18 protein-coding genes are annotated in these 17,961 nt (G+C 73.8%); 12 read left to right on the plus strand and 6 right to left on the minus strand.

Annotated features, from left to right (window positions below):
* Positions 1-45: 45 nt before the first annotated feature.
* Both fepG and JOE63_RS01650 read right to left on the minus strand, forming a co-directional pair.
* Positions 46-1,122: an iron-enterobactin ABC transporter permease gene (gene fepG, locus JOE63_RS01645; RefSeq protein ID WP_307840289.1), complete on the minus strand. Its 1,077-nt coding sequence runs from the start codon at positions 1,120-1,122 to the stop codon at positions 46-48.
* 26 nt (positions 1,123-1,148) lie between these two features.
* Entirely contained in the window at positions 1,149-2,243 is a 1,095-nt protein-coding gene (locus JOE63_RS01650; protein ID WP_204538598.1) for an iron chelate uptake ABC transporter family permease subunit, read from the minus strand.
* 227 nt (positions 2,244-2,470) lie between these two features.
* Between JOE63_RS01650 and idi the strand changes: the two genes are divergently transcribed.
* On the plus strand, positions 2,471-3,067 hold the full coding sequence (idi, locus tag JOE63_RS01655) for an isopentenyl-diphosphate Delta-isomerase (protein WP_204538601.1): 597 nt from the start codon (positions 2,471-2,473) through the stop codon (positions 3,065-3,067).
* 28 nt (positions 3,068-3,095) lie between these two features.
* Here the strand turns inward: idi and JOE63_RS01660 are convergent, their stop codons facing one another.
* The 3 genes from JOE63_RS01660 to JOE63_RS01670 are packed head-to-tail and all read right to left on the minus strand — an operon-like array spanning position 3,096 to position 5,679.
* Positions 3,096-3,866 carry a hypothetical protein gene (locus JOE63_RS01660; RefSeq protein WP_087470467.1) on the minus strand — a complete coding sequence of 257 codons (771 nt, stop codon included), beginning with the start codon at positions 3,864-3,866 and terminating at the stop codon, positions 3,096-3,098.
* The gene (locus JOE63_RS01665) at positions 3,863-4,678 is read right to left on the minus strand and encodes a hypothetical protein (protein WP_204538604.1); all 816 of its coding nucleotides are present in this window, start codon (positions 4,676-4,678) and stop codon (positions 3,863-3,865) included. Before JOE63_RS01665 ends, JOE63_RS01660 begins: the two co-directional genes overlap by 4 nt.
* Positions 4,675-5,679, minus strand: a complete 1,005-nt coding sequence (locus JOE63_RS01670) for a hypothetical protein (protein WP_157759524.1) — start codon at positions 5,677-5,679, stop codon at positions 4,675-4,677. The genes JOE63_RS01665 and JOE63_RS01670 overlap by 4 nt, the downstream gene beginning before the upstream one ends.
* A gap of 191 nt (positions 5,680-5,870) precedes the next feature.
* On the opposite strand from JOE63_RS01670, the gene JOE63_RS01675 reads away from it, so the two are divergent.
* Positions 5,871-6,719 carry a class I SAM-dependent methyltransferase gene (locus JOE63_RS01675; protein WP_204538607.1) on the plus strand — a complete coding sequence of 283 codons (849 nt, stop codon included), beginning with the start codon at positions 5,871-5,873 and terminating at the stop codon, positions 6,717-6,719.
* A 95-nt stretch (positions 6,720-6,814) separates the two neighbouring features.
* Here the strand turns inward: JOE63_RS01675 and JOE63_RS01680 are convergent, their stop codons facing one another.
* Positions 6,815-7,873, minus strand: coding sequence for a LacI family DNA-binding transcriptional regulator (locus JOE63_RS01680; RefSeq protein ID WP_244286323.1), 1,059 nt, complete (start codon positions 7,871-7,873; stop codon positions 6,815-6,817).
* Between the two features lie 217 nt (positions 7,874-8,090).
* On the opposite strand from JOE63_RS01680, the gene JOE63_RS01685 reads away from it, so the two are divergent.
* From JOE63_RS01685 to JOE63_RS01730, 10 genes are all read left to right on the plus strand, one after another.
* Positions 8,091-9,329 carry an amino acid ABC transporter substrate-binding protein gene (locus JOE63_RS01685; RefSeq protein ID WP_087470471.1) on the plus strand — a complete coding sequence of 413 codons (1,239 nt, stop codon included), beginning with the start codon at positions 8,091-8,093 and terminating at the stop codon, positions 9,327-9,329.
* A gap of 7 nt (positions 9,330-9,336) precedes the next feature.
* Positions 9,337-10,221 (plus strand): branched-chain amino acid ABC transporter permease, encoded by an 885-nt coding sequence (locus tag JOE63_RS01690; RefSeq protein WP_024841626.1) that lies wholly within the window; start codon positions 9,337-9,339, stop codon positions 10,219-10,221.
* Positions 10,205-11,422 (plus strand): branched-chain amino acid ABC transporter permease, encoded by a 1,218-nt coding sequence (locus JOE63_RS01695; protein WP_239576584.1) that lies wholly within the window; start codon positions 10,205-10,207, stop codon positions 11,420-11,422. The genes JOE63_RS01690 and JOE63_RS01695 overlap by 17 nt, the downstream gene beginning before the upstream one ends.
* On the plus strand, positions 11,419-12,174 hold the full coding sequence (locus tag JOE63_RS01700) for an ABC transporter ATP-binding protein (RefSeq protein WP_204538610.1): 756 nt from the start codon (positions 11,419-11,421) through the stop codon (positions 12,172-12,174). Before JOE63_RS01695 ends, JOE63_RS01700 begins: the two co-directional genes overlap by 4 nt.
* Positions 12,167-12,949, plus strand: a complete 783-nt coding sequence (locus JOE63_RS01705) for an ABC transporter ATP-binding protein (protein WP_307839891.1) — start codon at positions 12,167-12,169, stop codon at positions 12,947-12,949. The genes JOE63_RS01700 and JOE63_RS01705 overlap by 8 nt, the downstream gene beginning before the upstream one ends.
* Positions 12,950-12,957: 8 nt before the next feature.
* Positions 12,958-14,199: a Gfo/Idh/MocA family protein gene (locus JOE63_RS01710; RefSeq protein WP_204538613.1), complete on the plus strand. Its 1,242-nt coding sequence runs from the start codon at positions 12,958-12,960 to the stop codon at positions 14,197-14,199.
* The gene (locus tag JOE63_RS01715) at positions 14,196-15,416 is read left to right on the plus strand and encodes a dihydrodipicolinate synthase family protein (RefSeq protein ID WP_307839892.1); all 1,221 of its coding nucleotides are present in this window, start codon (positions 14,196-14,198) and stop codon (positions 15,414-15,416) included. The genes JOE63_RS01710 and JOE63_RS01715 overlap by 4 nt, the downstream gene beginning before the upstream one ends.
* On the plus strand, positions 15,413-16,459 hold the full coding sequence (locus JOE63_RS01720) for a sugar phosphate isomerase/epimerase family protein (protein ID WP_307839893.1): 1,047 nt from the start codon (positions 15,413-15,415) through the stop codon (positions 16,457-16,459). Before JOE63_RS01715 ends, JOE63_RS01720 begins: the two co-directional genes overlap by 4 nt.
* A gap of 91 nt (positions 16,460-16,550) precedes the next feature.
* Complete coding sequence (locus JOE63_RS01725; RefSeq protein ID WP_157759525.1) at positions 16,551-16,862, plus strand: hypothetical protein; 312 nt, start codon at positions 16,551-16,553, stop codon at positions 16,860-16,862.
* Positions 16,863-16,989: 127 nt separating this feature from the next.
* Positions 16,990-17,955 (plus strand): WXG100 family type VII secretion target, encoded by a 966-nt coding sequence (locus JOE63_RS01730; RefSeq protein WP_204538616.1) that lies wholly within the window; start codon positions 16,990-16,992, stop codon positions 17,953-17,955.
* The last annotated feature ends 6 nt before the right edge of the window (positions 17,956-17,961 follow it).

A 17,961-nucleotide genomic window follows, 5' to 3' on the forward strand; every position in this document is an offset into this window, starting at 1 on the left:
GGTTCGTGAGAGCCACCGGGGTCCTTCCGGTCTGCGGGTTGGTGGTCACTTGCGGGCCTCTCGGACGAGGAGCCAGACGAGGTAGGCGCCACCGACGCTCACAGTGACGACGCCGACGGGGAGCTGGGTGGGCGCGAACGCGCGCTGGGCGACGAGGTCGCTCGCGGCCAGCAGGACGGCGCCCATGACGGCGGCGGGGAGGATCCGCACGCCCGCGGCGCCCGTGAGGCGGCGCGCGAGCTGCGGGGCGGCGAGGGCGACGAACGCGATGGGCCCGGCCGCCGCGGTCACGAGGGCCGTGAGCGCGACGCCGACGATCACGAGGGCGAGGCGCACGCGCTCGCTGCGCAGGCCGAGGGCGGCCGCGGCGTCGTCCCCGAGCTCGAGCAGCCCCATGCGCGGCGCGAGCCACACGAGGGGCAGGGCGATGAGCGCGGCCAGCACGCACGCGGGGACGGCCTGCGCCCAGGTCATGCCGTTGAGCGACCCGGCGCCCCACACCGCGGCCGCCATCGCGGTCTCGAGGTCGGCCTTGATGATGAGCCACTGGTTGACGGACGCGAGCATCGCGGACACGGCGATGCCGACGATGATGAGCCGGAACCCCTGGACCCCGCGCCGGTAGGCCAGGAGGTACACGACCCCCGCCGTGACGATGCCGCCCACGAGCGCGCCCGCTGCGACGCCGACGTACCCGCCGCCGAGCAGCATGATGACGACGAGCGCGCCCGTGTAGGCGCCGGTGTTGAAGCCGATGACGTCGGGGCTGCCGAGCGGGTTGCGCGTGAGGGACTGGAAGATCGCGCCGCTCGCGCCGAGCGCCGCGCCGAGCACGAGCGCCATGAGCGCGCGCGGCAGGCGCCACTCGACGACGACCATGTGCACCGGACCGTCCGTCGCGCCGACGAGCGCCTGCAGGACCTGCGGGACGGTCAGCGGGTAGTCGCCGGTGGTCAGCGCGACGACGCCGATCGCGAGCGCGACGAGCAGCAGCACCCCGCACACCCCGAGCGTGCGCAGGTCGAGCCGGAGGCTCGCGCGGCCGCCGAGTGCGCGGACCACGCGCGTCGGGCGGCCGAAGTCGACGCGGTGCGTACCGCCGTCGTGCACGGACGGGCCCACGGGCGCGTCGTCCCGGACCGGGGCGCTCACAGCCCGCTCGCCTTCGAGCGGCGCACGAGCGCGATGAGGACGGGAGCCCCGACGAACGCGGTGACGATGCCGACCTGGAGCTCGCCCGGCATGACCACGACGCGGCCGACGACGTCGGACACGAGCAGCAGCACGGGCGCGAGCACGGCCGAGTACGGGAGGATCCAGCGCTGGTCGGGGCCGACGGTCCAGCGCGCGACGTGCGGCACCATGAGCCCGACGAACGCGATCGGCCCGGCGGCCGCCGTCGCGGCGCCGCACAGGAGCATGACCGCGACGCCGACGAGGATCCGGGTGCGCCCGACGTGCGCGCCGAGCGAGCTCGCGAGGTCGTCGCCGAGCGCGATGGTGTTGAGCGGGCGCGCGACGACGAGCGCGATGACCAGCCCGACCACGACGAAGGGCGCGATCGTGCCCGCCATCTCCATCGTGCGGCCGGCGAGCGAGCCCGCGCCCCAGAAGCGCATGCGATCGAACGCCGCGGGGTCGAGCAACGTGATGCCCTGCGAGATGCCGCCGAGCACGGCCCCGAGCGCGACGCCCGCGAGGGTCAGGCGCACCGGCGTCGCTCCCCCGCGCCCCTGCGACCCGATGGCGTAGACCGCGACGGTCGCGACCACCGCCCCGGCGAACGCGAACCAGATGAAGGACTGGATGTCCGTGAACCCGAGGAACGCGACCGCGAGCACGACGGCGAACGCGGCCCCGGCGTTGACGCCGAGGATGCCCGGGTCGGCCAGCGGGTTGCGCGTCATGGCCTGGATGAGGGCTCCGGAGACGCCGAGCGCCGTGCCGACCAGCAGGCCGACGATCGTGCGCGGCAGCCGGAGGTCGCGGATGATCACGTGGTCGCCCGAGCCGTCGTACCCGGTGAGCGCGTCCCAGACGGTGCCGAGCGGGACCGGCTTGGAGCCGATGGCGAGGCTCAGCGCGATCGCGAGCACGAGAACCGCGACGGCGACGAGCAGCCCCAGGCTGCGGCCCGCGTTGGTGCGAGCGACCCCTGCCGGACGGTCGCCGCGGTCCGTCGAGGACGGACGGGTCCCGTCGGGGACGCCGGTCGGCGCGTCGGCGGTCGCGGGCGAGGTCATGGTGCTCGGATGTGGTCGGGGGCGCGTGCCCGGTCGGGTCGTGCACGGTGAGGTTACCCTCACCTTAATTCACGGTGCTGCCGCACCGGCACGACGGTGCGGCAGCACCGAGAGTGACACCCCTCACGGCCGTGCGGAGGTCGCGCCTCCGGTCCTGGACCGGCGCCGGACCACGGACTCCTGACAGCGTTTCCCCGTCGCGCGCGGGCGTGTGCGAGAGTGGCCGCATGACCTCGCACGTCCCCGTCGCCGCCGACCACGTCGTCACCGTCGACGACCAGGGTCGACGGACCGGCACCTTCGAGCGCGCCGCGGTCCACACGACCGAGACGCCCCTCCACCTCGCCTTCTCCTGCTACGTGCTCGACGACGCGGGCCGCCTGCTGCTCACGCGGCGCGCCCTCGCGAAGCGCACGTGGCCGGGCGTGTGGACCAACTCCTTCTGCGGACACCCGCGCTGGACCGAGACCACCGAGGAGTCGATCGTCCGCCACGCGCGGCACGAGCTCGGGCTCGAGATCGCGGGCCTCGAGGTCGCGGTGCCGGGCTTCCGCTACCGCGCCGTCGATGCTTCCGGCGTCGTGGAGAACGAGATCTGCCCCGTCTACGCGGCGCGCGCGGCGGGCGCGGTCGAGCCGAACCCCGACGAGGTCATGGAGACCGCCTGGGCGGACCCGCGCGACGTCGCGCGCGCGGTCGCCGCGACCCCGTGGGCGTTCAGCCCGTGGATGGTGCTCCAGGTCGCCGCGCTCGGCGCCGCGAGCACCGAGGGCGACGGTCCGACGGCGCGTCTCGCCGCGGCGTTCGGGCCCGCCTCGGACTGACGCCGAGGGCGACCCGCCCGCGAGACGCTCAGCGCGTCGTCTGCGGGTGGCGCGCCCGGGCGCTGCGCAGATGCTCCGGGACCGCGAGGCGGTCCGCGCCCTGCGGCGAGACCTGCACGGGCTGCGCGGGCAGGGCGAGCGCCTCGACCTGCTCCGCGCCGGGCACCTGGGCCGCGCGTGCGGCGTCGCCCAGCGCGCGGACGACCAGCTCCTGGCGACGCGGGTCGCGAGCCGAGAAGACCCAGAGGTCGACTGCGGTCGCGGTCGTGAGGTCGACGTGCAGCCCTCGCGCGCGCGCCTGCCGGAGCTGGGTCGGTGCCACCCCGACGAAGGTCACGGCGCGGCGCGACCAGAGCACGGTGCGCGACGCCGTCGACACGCCGCGGTCTGTCAGCAGCAGACCGAGGGTGCGCGGGCTCGCGACGGCCGCGCGCACCGTCCGGACGTCGAGGGCCGCGAAGGGCACCGCGACGGGGCGCAGGAACGGCGCGAACGAGCCGACGAGGATCCCGTGGTCGAGCACGACCAGCTTCTCGGAGCCGAGGAACCAGAGGATCACCGCGGCGATCGCCGCGAAGGACGGCAGGAGGTAGCCGATCGCGGCGGGCCCCGCGTTCCCCACGAGCGCCGGCCCGACGGAGAACACCAGCACCACGACCACCGTCACCGCCCACGCCGGAGCGTTCGGCGTCGCCGCCGACACGTGCCGGACCGCGCCGAGGCCCGACCGCGCCGCGTGGTGCCGGACCTTGCGCGTCGCGCGCGCGCCGGTCGTGGGCCCTGCCGTGGGCACCGTCATCGGCCGAGCAGCTCGAGCGGGAGACGGCGGACCGTGGCCGCACCGACCTCGGAGAGCGTGAGCGAGGTCGGCGCGCCGTCGGCCCCGTGCTCGCCGCCCCGGACGGTGTACACGCCGTCGGGGGTCGCGTAGACGCTCACCTGCTCCAGGACGTCGGATCCCGCGTGCACCGCGCCGAGCGTCGTCACGGCCAGCGCCCCGGCGAGCTCGGGCAGGCTCGGCGCCTGCGCAGCGAAGTCGTCGGGCGTGAACGTCTGGGAGCGACCGTCGAGCAGGGCCTGGGAGCCCGGGTCGACGAAGACCGCGAGCCGGCCCGCGAGCTCAGAAAGCGGGTAGACGCTGAACGCGTGGTGGCCGCTCGGGGCCACCTCCTCCTCGAGCACGCGGTCGTCCTCGTGGAGGTAGACGTACACCCAGTGCCGGCCGAGCGACGTCGTGCGCTCGACGGACAGGATCGCGGTCGCCGTGCGGCGCAGGACGAGCGGACCCGTGATCTCCGGGACGGCCTCGATGCCGACGGCCGGCCGGCCGTCCACGGGCTCGGCCGCGGCAGCGTCCTCGCTCGGCACGACCATGCCGCGGGCGAGGAGCGAGCGGAGCGCGACGCGGCCCACGAGCCCGCGGTCCGCGCCCTCCTGCGCGTCGAGCCACGGGACCGCCACGAGCTGGGGGTTCTGCAGCCCGTCGAGGATGACGATCTCCTCGTCGGTGAGCGTCACGACGTGCGTGACCTCGCCCGGGGTCGCTCGTCCCAGCGCGCGCTCGGCCGCGGCGACGTCCGACGTGGACCACCGCATGGTCTGCTGGGTCACGAGAAGAGCCCTCCGACGAAGTCACCGGCGGCGGAGAGCCCGTCGCCGATCGCGTCCCCGACGTCGGACGCGACGTCCCCGATCGTATCGACCGCGTCGCCCGCGAAGTCGGTCACGTTGTTCCAGCCGTCCGCGAGGTACGGGCCGGGGTTGGTCGCGAACCCGGAGATCGCGTCCCAGTTGTCGACGACGAGGTTCCCCAGCGCCCAGGCACCTGCGACGACTCCCGCGCCCACCACGATCCCGATGCCCACGGGGTTGGTGAGCATGCCCGCCATCATGAGCATCGTCCCCGCGCCGCCCACGACCGACAGACCGCCCATGACGCGGTCGACGCCGCCCCGGACGCCGTCGTACTCGGTGTTGAACATCTGGTTGAAGCCGCCGATGACGCCGAACAGGCCGCCGACGCCGCCCGCGAGCCGGCCCGCCGTCCCGAGCCCGCCCAGGAGCCCCATGGCGTCGTCGAGGACCATGCCGCGCGCGAAGACCGACGCGCTCGCGGCGGCGTCGGACAGGTCGGCGAGGCGGCTGGCCTGCAGGAACGCGGTGAGGGACTGACCGACCTTCCAGGCCTTGAGCCCGTCGAGGACGAACATCGCCGACTCCCCGAGGGTCTCGCCGACGTCCCAGATCGACCCGGCCAGCGTGGTCCCGCCGCCGAGCGGCCCGCCGCCGGGGCCCGTGGGCACGCCCGGGCCGGGCACGCCGGGGGACGGGATCGCGCCGCCCTCGGTGCTCGTCAGGTACTGCTCGTCGGCGTTGCGCAGCACCGCCTGCGACGCCTCCGCGAGCGTCTGGCTCACGCCGCGCAGGAGCGCGACCGAGGACCCGGTCCACTCGCCCCGGAACTGGTCGGCGTCGCCACCCTGCCACCGGCCGGCGGCCTCCACGAGGCCGCTGACCTCGGACGTCGTGCTCACGAGCTGGTCGGAGGCGGAGCGCAGCGACTGCGCCAGCCTCCTCAGCTCGGTGACGTCGGCGCCCCACATCCCGCTCACGTCGTCCTCGTCCCCTCGCTGGTCGATCGGTGTCCCTGCCGCGCCCCGTCCGTCACGGAACGCACGAAACGGGCATCGGGGAGGCTACCGTGCGCACCCGCCCCGCGGCGATGGGGACGACTCCCCGTCGGTCCGCGACGGGCCCGGCGCGCATGTTCGGCGACGGCGCCCGCACGGGTGACAATCGACGCATGCCTGCCGCGGTCCCCGACACCCCCGCCACCTCCGACCGGGCGGCCGACGTGCCCGTCCCCGCCCGGGACGCGTCGTTCGAGGAGCACGTCGCCTGGGCCCGTGCGGTGCCCGTGGTCGGGTTCGACCTCTCGCCCGTGGCGGAGCGCGTGGTCGAGGACCCGCTGCCGTGGGACTACGCGGCGCTCGCGCGCGAGCTGGTCGGCAGCGGGCGCGGGGCGGTGCTCGACCTGGGGACCGGCGGCGGCGAGCTGCTGTCGACGCTCCGTCCCCTGCCCGCCGGGTCGGCGGCGACGGAGGGCTGGGCGCCCAACCTGCCGGTGGCCCGACGCCGGCTCGAGCCCCTGGGCGTCGACGTCCGGCCGGTCGAGGGCGACGACGAGCAGCTCCTGCCGTTCTTCGACGGCCAGTTCGCGGTCGTGCTGGACCGGCACGAGGAGTTCGACCCCGACGAGGTGCTGCGCGTGCTCGAGCCGGGCGGGGTGTTCCTCACCCAGCAGGTCGACACCCGAGACGGCCTGCGCCTCAACACCGCGCTCGGCACGGAGCTCCCGTGGGACCCGGACTCCGTGACGCTCGAGGCCGCGGTCGAGGTGCTGCGCGACGCGGGGTTCGTCGTCGACGTCGCGCGCGAGCACGAGGGTCTGCGCCGGTTCCGCGACCTGTCCTCGGTGCTCTGGTACCTCAAGCTCATGGCGTGGCAGGTACCCGACCTGGCGGCGCTGTCCCCCGAGGCGGTCGCGCGGTACGAGGCGCCGCTGCGCGCCCTGCACCTGCACCTCGCCGCGGGCCACGAGTTCGTGGACGAGGCCCCGCGGTTCCTCGTCGTCGCCCGCAAGCCCTTCTGACGCCCGCCCACCTCACCCCCGACCCCGGCCCACCCCTGGCGTGAGTGCATGAAATAGTCGCGTCCGGACGCCTGTGGCGCGACTATTTCATGCACTCACGGGGTGTCCGGGCGGGGCGGGGCCGTCGAGTCGCGGACCACGAGCTCGTGGTCGGTGCGCTTGCGGCGCGGCCGGCCCGACGGCGGCCGGAGCGCGAGCTCGAACGCCGTCGCTCCCATCTCGCTCATCGGGAGGCGCACCGTGGTCAGCGCGGGCGCGAGGTCCTGGGCGACCTGGATGTCGTCGAACCCCGTGACGGACATGTCGCGCGGCACGACGACGCCGCGCTCGCGCAGCAGCGACAGGACCCCGGTGGCCATGGCGTCGTTGAGCGCGAGGATCGCCGTGGTGTCCGGGCGCTGGGCGAGGATGCGCTGCGTGGCGTCGCGGCCGCCCTCGCGGGTGAACGGCGCGTGCACGACGAACAGGTCGTCCGGGTCGAGGCCCTGGGCCGCGGCTGCGCTCCGGATGCCGGCCATCCGGTCGGCGACGGTCGTGAGCCGCTCGGGCCCGGCCGCGACGGCGAGGCGGCGGTGGCCCAGGCCGAGGACGTGGTCGGTGAGGCTCGCGGCTGCTGCTTCGCTGTCCGGCAGCACGGCGTCGCTGTGCAGGTGGTGGCGCCCGATGACGACGACCCGGCCACCGGCCTCCTGGAACGCCTCGAGCTCGCGCGCGGCGTCGGCCTCCATCGCGGGCTCGACGTACCCGGACCCGGCGACGAGGATCGCCCCGACGCGGTGCGCACGCATGAGGCGGATCTGCGTGACCTCGGCGCTGGGCTCGCGCTCGGTGTGGCTGATCTGGACGCTCCAGCCGTGCTCGGTCGCGACGCGCACGACGCCGCTCGCGATCTCGGAGAAGTACGGGTCGCCGATCTCGTAGACGAGCAGGCCCGCGACCGACGTGGTGCCGCCGGCGAGCGTGCGCGCGTGCGGGTTGGCGATGTAGCCCATCTCCGTCGCGACCTCGCGGACGTGCTCCGCGAGCACCTCCGAGACGCCGTCGCTGCCCGACAGCGCTCGCGACGCGGTCGCGAGCGACACGCCCGCCCGCTCGGCGACGTCGACCAGCCGCAGCGCGCTCCGGCCCTTCGTGGTCCGACCCTCTCGACGCACCCCTGCTCCGCTCGTCCGTGCGTCGCCCGGTCGGCGGCCCGAGGGCCCTCCCCGACGTGACGCTTGCCACATCCGCTGTTCGCACCGTACTCTAGCGGAAGCGCTTACGAAAGCGCTTTCGCAATGACGCAGTCTCGTACGCAGCAGTACGGCCTCAGGTCTTCACTACGACGAAGTAGGGAGAGTCACGTCCATGCATTCTCGGTCGACTCCACGGATGTCCACCCGCCCCCGCTCGCAGCGCGCGCTCGCCCTCGCGGCCGGTGCGACCGCGACGGCGCTCGTCCTCACGGCGTGCTCCGGCGGGTCCGACGGCGAGGGCGGAGGCGGCGGGTCCGACGACCCGATCGTCGTCGGCATCTCCCTCCCGCTCACCGGCGACTTCTCCGAGCCCGGCAAGGGCGTCCAGCGCGGCTACGAGGCCTGGGCGCAGTTCGTCAACGAGGACGGGGGCCTCCTCGGGCGACAGGTCGAGCTCAAGATCCTCGACGACCAGTCCAACGCGGACCGCGTCGTGCAGGACTACGAGGCGCTCATCGCCCAGGACGAGGTCGACCTCGTGTTCGGGCCGTTCTCCACGCGCCTGGTCGTCCCGAGCGCCCGCGTCGCCGAGGAGTACGGGATGCTCTTCGTCGAGCCGGCCGGTGCGGCGGCCGAGGTGTTCGAGCAGGGCTTCGAGAACCTGTTCTACGCCGCGCCCGCCGTCGCCGACGACCACTACAACTACCTCGCGGACCACATCCTCGACATGCCCGAGGGCGAGCGCCCGCAGACGGTCGCGGTGGCGTCGATGGACGACCCGTTCGCCCAGGGCACCGCGTACGGCCTGCGCGACAAGCTCGCCGACGCCGGGCTCGACATCGTCGTCGACGAGGTCTACCCGCCCAACACGACCGACTTCTCCTCGATCGCCGCGAAGATCAGCGACTCCGGCGCGGACATGGTCATCGGCGGCACGCAGTACCAGGACGCGGTGAACCTCATCGTCGCCCTCCAGCAGCTCAACTACCAGCCCACGCTCGCGGCGTTCTCCACCGCGCCGACCAACCCCGAGTTCGCCGCGGCGATCGGCTCGAAGACCGAGGGCATCCTCTCTCCCACCGGGTACACCGAGACCGCGAGCTGGCCGTCGAACGTCGACTTCGTCGAGCGGTACACGGAGCTGCACGGCAACCCGCCCGGCGAGGACGAGGCCAACGCGTACACGACCGGCCAGGTCGTCGCCGCGGCGGTCGAGGCCGTCGGCTGCGCCGAGCAGGGCGAGTGCCAGCAGGAACTCATCTCGTGGCTGCGCAGCAACGAGGTCGAGACCGTCGTCGGGCCGCTGACCTGGGACGAGACGGGCAAGCCGCAGGGCGCCCACCTCATCCAGCAGTACGTGGACGGCGAGATCCAGATCGTCCTGCCGCAGGACGCCAAGGAAGCCGACTTCGTCTTCCCCAAGCCGGCCTGGTGATCCGCACGTGACGGGAACGCTCCTCTTCCAGAGCCTCGTGCTCGGCGTGCTGCTGGGAGGGCTCTACGCCCTCCTGGCAGCGGGCCTCACCCTGTACTTCGGCGTGATGCGCGTCGTGATGATCGCCCACTCGGCGTTCCTCATCCTCGCCGCGTACCTCGCCTGGTTCTTCAACCAGCAGACCGGCATGGACCCGCTGCTGTCGCTCGTCATCACGGTGCCGCTGTTCTTCCTCGTCGGCGTGGGCATGCAGCGCCTGCTCATCACGCGCCTGCGGCCCGCGACGCTCACGATGATGTCCGTCCTCCTGACGTTCGCCGTCGCGCTCTTCATCGAGGGCATGATCGGCTTCGTCTGGAGCGGCACGCAGCGACGCATCCAGCTCCCCTACTCGGGCGCGAGCATCGAGTTCTTCGGGGCGCGGATCGCCGTCGTGAAGCTCGTGGCGTTCGGCCTCGCGGCGCTCTCGCTCGCGCTCCTGTACCTGCTCATGAAGCACAGCCGGTTCGGCCAGGCGCTGCGCGCGACGATCCAGCACCGCGAGGCGGCGCAGCTCGTCGGCATCAAGACCGACCGCGTCGCGGGCTACGGCTTCGGCCTCGGCCTCGCGACCGCCGCGATCGGCGGGACCGCGCTGTCGCTCGACGCGACGATCTACCCGTCGCTGCACTGGCACTGGATCGGCCCGCTCATGGCGATCATCGTCGTCGGCGGCCTGGGGTCCATCCCGGGCGCCGCGATCGCCGCCATGGTGCTCGGCATCGGCCAGAGCTTGCTCCAGGTGCCGCTCGGCACCACTTGGGCGCAGACCATCTTCTACGTCGCGCTGTTCGCGACGCTGATGCTGCGGCCCCAGGGATTCTTCGGAGGTCGCCTTGCCCAACGCTTCTGACACCCGTCCCGCGAGCCGCCGCGCGGCCGCCCGCGCGGTGCCCGACGGCGCAGGCACGGCCTCGGCCGTCGTCGCACCCACCGCACGCCGCCCCTGGGGCCGCGTCGTCCGCCTCGCCGCGCTCGTCGTCCTCGCCGTGCTCGTCCTGGCCTTCCCGACGATGGCGCCCAACGCGTACATCCTGTCGGCCGGCATCGTCGTCCTCAGCTACGCGTGCACCGCGACCGCCTGGAACTTCATGGGCGGCTTCACGGGGTACGTCTCGCTCGGGCACGCCGCGTTCTTCGGCCTCGGCGCCTACGGCACGGGCCTGCTGATCCGCGACCTCGGGCTCCCGAGCTTCGTCGCGTGGCTCGTCGCGGGCCTGATCGTCCTGCTCATCACGATCCCCGTCGGCATCGCGGCGCTCCGCGTGCGCGGCGCGTCGTTCGTCATCGTGTCGATCTCGTTCGTCCTCATCCTGCTGCTCGTCTTCCAGGCGTGGGGATCCTTCACGGGCGGGTCGGACGGCCTCGTCGTCCCGCGCCCCTTCCCGGACCTGCTGCGCCCCGAGCACCACCGCACCTTCTTCTACCTGTTCGCGGCGCTGCTCGTCGTCATGCTCGTCGCCTGGTGGGTCATCGACCGCTCGCGCTTCGGCACCGGGCTCAAGGCGATCCGCGAGGACGAGGACAAGGCACAGGCCCTCGGCGTCCCGACGCGCAACTACAAGCTCGTCGCCTACGTCGTCTCGGCGACGTTCACCGGCCTCGCGGGCGGCATGTACGCCCTGTGGTTCGGCGACCTCGACCCGATCTTCCAGTTCTCCATCATGCTCGGCTCCTACATGGTCCTCATGGCCCTGTTCGGGGGCGTCCGGCACCTCTTCGGCCCGCTCCTCGGCGCCGTCGTCGTCGGTACCGGTCTGGAGTACTTCAAGCTCGAGTTCGGCGACACCCAGTTCCACCTCGTCGCCACGGCCCTGCTCCTCGGCGTCGTCGTGCTCTTCATGCCCGACGGGATCATCCCCGCGGCGCAGTCGCTCGTGAAGCGGTTCGGTCCCCAGGACTCGTCGATCCGCGAGATGACCGCGGCCGAGCTCCTCGAGCGCAACCGCGCCGCGGCGGGCGAGCCGACCGGCGAGCCGACGGCCGCCGTCGTGCAGGGACGACCCGACGGCGAGCCGACCGCAGAGGGCACGGGAGAGGAGAAGGACCGATGACGACGACCGCACCCCCGACGACCCGCAACCTCGAGACCGTCGGCCTCACCAAGTCGTTCGGCGGCGTCCACGCCGTCCGCGACGCGACGGTCACGTTCCACCACGGCAAGATCAACGCGCTCATCGGCCCGAACGGGTCGGGCAAGACGACGTTCTTCAACTGCGTGACGGGCATGATCAAGCCGGACTCCGGCACGGTCACGTTCCGCGGCGAGGACATCACGCGGCGCGCGCCGCACAAGATCGCGCGCGCCGGGATCGGGCGCAGCTTCCAGCTCTGCCGGGTGTTCCCGCGCATGACGGTGCTGGAGAACATGCTCGTCGCCGTCCGGCGCGCCACGGTGCGCGAGCTGCTCGGCGGGGCGCGCAACCCGGAGGAGATCGACAAGGCGCGCGCGCTGCTCGTGCGCGTCGGCATCGACCACCTGGAGAACGCCGAGGCGCGCAACCTCTCCTACGGGCAGCAGAAGCTGCTCGAGCTCGCGGGCGTCCTCATGGGCGACCCGGACACGATCATGCTCGACGAGCCCGCGGGCGGCGTGAACCCGGCGCTCATCGGGCGCATCGGGACGCTCGTGCAGGAGCTCAACGCCGAGGGCAAGACGTTCCTCGTCGTCGAGCACAACATGGACATGGTCATGAGCCTGTCCCACCACGTCATCGTGTTCGACCGGGGCCGGCCCATCGCCGAGGGGACCCCCGCCGTCGTGCAAGCCGACCCGCGAGTGCTGGAGGCCTACCTTGGTGTCTGACCCGACCCCCGGGACGGGGGCGAAGCAGGAGTACCTCCTCGAGCTGGACGACATCCAGGCCGGGTACGGCCGCGCGGCCATGGTGCTGCGCGGGCTGACCATCAAGGTCCCGGCGGCGACCGTCGTGTGCCTCGTCGGGCCGAACGGCGCGGGCAAGTCGACGGTGCTCAAGGTCGCGAGCGGGCTGCTCAAGCCGCGCTCGGGCCGCATCCTCGTCGGCGGGCGCGACGTCACGGGCCAGGGGCCGCAGGAGATGCTCACGTCCGGGCTCGCGCACGTGCTCCAGGGGCACAGCGTGTTCCGCGAGATGACGGTCGCGGAGAACGTGCTGCTCGGCGCGTACACGCTCCGTGACAAGCAGAGGATCGCGGAGCGGGTCGCGTTCGTGCAGAACCTCTTCCCCATCGTGGGCGAGCGGTGGAAGCAGCTCGCGGGCCTGCTCTCCGGCGGGCAGCAGAAGCAGGTCGAGTTCGCGCGCTCGCTCATGGTGAGCCCGGAGGTCGTGCTGCTCGACGAGCCGTCCATGGGCCTCGACCCCAAGACGACGTCGACGGTGTTCGAGCAGGTCGTGCGCATGCGCGACGCCGGCGTCGCGGTGCTGCTCGTCGAGCAGAACGCGCGCCGCGCGCTCGAGACCGCCGACATCGGGTGCGTGCTCGACCTCGGCCGCGTCCACATCACCGGACCCGCGCCCGAGCTCCTCGCCGACCCCCAGCTCTCCGAGCTCTACCTCGGCGGCCGGCCCGCCGAGCGCTCGCTCTCGCAGAACGGATGACCGCCCGCATGACCAGCCAGACCACGGACGCCGCAGGGGGCGACCGACCGACCACCCGCACCGTGCGCATCGTCATGAACGGCGTGACCGGGCGCATGGGGTACCGCCAGCACCTCGTGCGCTCCATCCTCGCGATCCGGGACGACGGCGGCGTCGAGCTCGACGACGGCACGCGCCTCCAGGTGGAGCCCGTGCTCGTGGGCCGCAACCGCGCCAAGCTCGCGGAGCTCGCCGCGCGCCACGGCGTCACCGAGTACACGACCGACCTCGACGCGGCGCTCGCGGACCCGACGGCCACGATCTACTTCGACGCGCAGGTCACGTCGGAGCGCACCAAGGCGATCCTCAAGGCGCTCGCGGCGGGCAAGCACGTGTACACGGAGAAGCCGATCGCGGAGTCGGTCGCCGAGGGCGAGGAGCTCGCCGAGGCGGCGCGAGCGGCCGGGGTGATCCACGGCGTCGTGCACGACAAGCTGTACCTGCCCGGTCTGCTCAAGCTCAAGCGCCTGATCGACGGCGGGTTCTTCGGCCGCATCCTGTCGGTGCGCGGCGAGTTCGGGTACTGGGTGTTCGAGGGCGACTGGCAGCCCGCGCAGCGCCCGAGCTGGAACTACCGCGCCGAGGACGGCGGCGGGATGGTCCTCGACATGTTCTGCCACTGGAACTACGTGCTGGAGAACCTGTTCGGGCCGGTCGAGGCGGTCATGGCGAAGGCCGTGACCCACATCCCCGAGCGCTGGGACGAGCACGGCGAGCCCTACGCCGCGACGGCCGACGACGCCGCGTACGGGATCTTCGAGCTCGCCGGGGCGGACGGCCCGATCCTCGCGCAGGTGAACTCGTCGTGGGCGGTGCGCGTGGACCGGGGCGAGCTCGTCGAGTTCCAGGTCGACGGGACGCACGGGTCCGCGGTCGCGGGCCTGTTCGGGTGCCGCATCCAGTCGCGCGCCCGCACCCCCAAGCCCGTGTGGAACCCGGACCTCCCCACCGACCAGGACTTCCGCGCCCAGTGGGAGCAGATCCCGGACAACCAGGAGTTCGTCAACGGGTTCCGCGCGCAGTGGGAGGAGTTCCTGCGCGACGTCCACGCGGGGCGGCCGCACCCGTACGACTTCGACGCCGGGGTGCGGGGCCTGCGCCTCGTGGACGCGGGCTACACGTCGTCGCGCGAGGGGCGTCGGGTGGAGCTCGGCGCCTCGCCGTACCCCGGGTCCGAGGCCCTGGGTTCGGCGTCCGGAGCGGGGGCGTGAGCGGCGCGGGCGGGGTGCGGATCCCGCTGCCCGACGGCGGCACGCGGCGCGTCGAGCTGCGCGCACCACGGGAGTGGGCGGACCACCCCGGCCCGTACGCGTCGCGCGTCGCGTTCGCGGCGGCGCACGTCGTCGCGGACCCGCGGGGCGAGAACGTCCCCGGTGCGCCGGCCGTCGTGGACTGGGAGTCGACCCTCGCCTTCCGGCGGCACCTGTTCCGGTACGGGATGGGCGTCGCCGAGGCGATGGACACCGCGCAGCGCAACATGGGTCTCGACTGGCCCGCGGTCCAGGAGCTCGTGTCGCGGAGCGCGGCGCAGGCCCACGAGCTCGGGGCGCGCATCGCGTCGGGCGCGGGGACGGACCACCGGTCGCCCGACGAGCTGCGGACCGTGGACGACGTGATCGGCGCGTACGCCGAGCAGGTCGAGTTCGTCGAGGGCACGGGGTCGCAGGTCATCCTCATGGCGTCGCGCCACCTCGCGCGCGTCGCGACGTCGGCCGACGACTACGTGCGCGTGTACGACGCGATCCTGTCCCAGGTGCGCGAGCCCGTGATCCTGCACTGGCTCGGTGAGGCGTTCGACCCGAACCTGCGCGGCTACTGGGGGTCCGGGGACGTCGCTACCGCGACCGCGACGTTCGTCGACCTCGTGCGGGCGCACGCCGATCGTGTGGACGGGGTCAAGGTGTCGCTGCTCTCGGCGGCGCACGAGGTGGGTCTGCGCGCCGTACTTCCCGACGGCGTCCGGTTGTACACCGGCGACGACTTCCACTACCCGGAGCTGATCCGGGGCGACGGCGAGCGGCACTCCGACGCGCTGCTCGGCGCGTTCGCGGCGGTCGCCCCCGCCGCCTCGGCCGCGCTCACGGCGCTCGACGACCGCGACCTCGACCGCTACGACGCCGAGATGGCCCCGACGCTCGCGCTCTCGCGGCACGTGTTCGAGGCGCCGACGTACTACTACAAGACCGGGATCGCCTTCCTCGCGTGGCTCGCGGGTCACCAGCCCGGGTTCACGATGGTGGGCGGGCTGCAGTCGGCCCGGAGCGTCGTGCACCTCGCACGCGCCTTCGAGCTCGCGAACGAGGCTCAGCTCCTGCCGGACCCGGACCGCGCCGCGCACCGCCTCGGCCTCGTCCTCGCCGCGGCCGGGATCGAGGCGGACGCGGCCCGTGGCAGTGCCGACGCCGGCGTCGCGGCGGTGGTCGCGTGAGCACCGAGATCTCGGAGTTCCCGTCGGGTCCCGCGCGTGACTCCTCCCCGGCCGAGCGTGCGGTGGTGTCCGCCGAGCATGCGGCTGCTGCTCGTCAGAGCCCCGGGACGGGCGACGACCGCATGCTCGGCGGGGACGTGGCGGGGATCGACGTTCCGAGCGGGGTGGCAGCGCGGGTGGTGACGCCGGGGGCCGGCGATCCTCGGCTTGCGCGGCTCTCCTTGAACCAGCGCACGACGGCGCGCTGGTCGCTGCGCGAGGCGATCGACGGCTGTGTCGCCGCGGGGCTCCCGGCGATCGGGGTGTGGCGCGAGCCGGTCGCCGACGTCGGGCTCGACACCGCCGTGCGGTGGGTGCGCGACGCCGGGCTGCGGGTGTCGTCCGTGTGCCGCGGCGGCTTCTTCACCGCGAGCGACCCGGACGCGCGTGCCGCCGCGCACGCGAGCAACCTCGCCGCGATCGCGGAGACGGCGGCCCTCGGCGCGCCGACGCTCGTCCTCGTGCCGGGCGGGCTGCCCGACGGCGACCGCGACCTGATCGGTGCTCGGGCGCGCGCGGCGGACGCGATCGCCGCGCTCGTCCCGGCAGCGCGCGAGGCGGGCGTGACGCTCGGGATCGAGCCCATGAACCCGATCTTCGCGGCGGACCGCGGCGTCGTCTCGACGCTCGAGCAGGCCCTCGACCTCGCCGAGCCGTTCGCGCCCGAGGAGGTGGGCGTCGTCGTCGACACCTACCACCTGTGGTGGGAGCCGAAGGTCCACGAGCAGATCGCGCGGGCCGGTGCCGCGGGCCGGATCGTCAGCTACCAGGTGTGCGACTGGATCACCCCGCTGCCCGCGGACACGCTGCTCGGCCGCGGCATGATGGGCGACGGCCACGTCGACTTCGCCGCGTTCACGCGCTCGGTGGCGGCGGCGGGCTACGCCGGTGACGTCGAGGTCGAGATCTTCCACGCCGACGTCTGGGCCGCGCCCGGCGCCGACGTCGTGGCGACGCTCGCCCGCCGGTACGTCGAGCTCGTCGAGCCCCACCTCGTGCGCTGACGGACGCCGGCCGACAGGGCGGGCGAGACGCCTCGGCCGGTCGGCCGGCGCCGGGTAGGGTGCCCGGAGGCCCGAGCACGGAGGTGGACGGATGGACGGGGCGCCGCGGACGCGGTTCGTGGGCGACACGAAGCAGGCGCGCACGTACGCGTGGTTCCTGACCTTCGCCGCCGTCGTCCCTCCCGCCGTCGTCGCGGTCTTCGTGCTGGGCTGGTACCGCGCCCAGGTGTACGGCTGGACGGAGGGCTTCCGCAGCTACCACGCGGGCGACCCGTTCCCCTGGGGCTGGGTGGCCGTCGGCGTGCTGGCCTGCGTGTTCCTCGGCCGGTTCGCCGTCCGGCAGTGGCGCCGGTACCGCGCGCTCGTGGCCGACGACCGCCGCCGCGGCGTGCGCCCGTCCTGACGGGCATGGGGACCGGTCACCATCGACCTCTCCCGCTCCGCCTCCGTACCCTGCAGGCGGCGCCGGCACGGCGTGGCCGATCCGGGAGCGTGCGGGGGGTGTGGGTGAGAGCGCAGAGGGGCGAGGAATGAGCAGCGGGATGTACGGGGCCGACATCGAGGCCCTGCGCTCGCTCGCGGGCCGCGTGGCGGACGGCGCACAGGCCCTGGAGCTGGCCGCGGCGGCGATCGAGACGGCCGTGGGCCGAGCGCGCTGGGAGGGCTCCGACGCCGCCGAGTTCCGCACCGCGTGGACGTCGACCCTGCGGCCGAGCCTGACGGGCACCGCCGCGCTGCTCACGGACGCCGCCGACCTCCTGCGCGGCAACGCCGAGCAGCAGGACGCGACGAGCCGCGACGGTGGCCCGGGCGGGCCGGGCGGGCCGGGCGGGCCGGGCGGGCCGGGCGGGCCGGGCGGCCCCGGTGGGCCCGGCGGACCGGGTTCTCCGGGTGGGCCAGGCGATCCGGTGACCCGGGGTGGCGACGGTGGTCCGCCGGACTGGCTGGTCCCGCCGTCGTGGCTCACGACGGACATGACCCAGGGCGGCGTGCTCAACTGGGTCGCGTCCCAGGGAGTCGACGCCTGGGCCGCGATGAACAAGCTCGACGACCCGCTCAACGTGGCGGGGCTCGCGGACAACCTCGCGTCCGCCGGCAAGGTGCTCAAGGGCGCCGGGTTCGTGTTCGACGGCTACTCGGTGTACAGCGGCTCGGTGCAGGCGTGGGAGGGCTTCGCGGAGGGCGACGGGTTCAAGGGGACGGACGGCGTCATCACCGCGGGGCTCGGCGCCGCCGGCATCGGCGCGGCGATCTTCCTCGCGAGCAACCCGGTCGGTTGGGCGATCGCGGGTGCGGGAGCCGTGTGGGGCGTCGCGACCCTGCTCTCCGGCGACGTCCCCGTGACGAAGCGCATCGCCGACGGCGCGGGCTGGCTGTGGGATCGTGGGGGCGACCTCGCCGACGGTGCCGCCGACCTCGCCGGCGACGTGTGGGACGCGGGCGGGGACTTCGTCGACGGGGCGACCGAGACGCTGAAGAAGGTATGGCCGTGGTGACCGCGG

Source organism: Cellulosimicrobium cellulans (assembly GCF_016907755.1).
In the GTDB taxonomy this organism is placed as follows: Bacteria; Actinomycetota; Actinomycetes; order Actinomycetales; family Cellulomonadaceae; genus Cellulosimicrobium; species Cellulosimicrobium cellulans_D.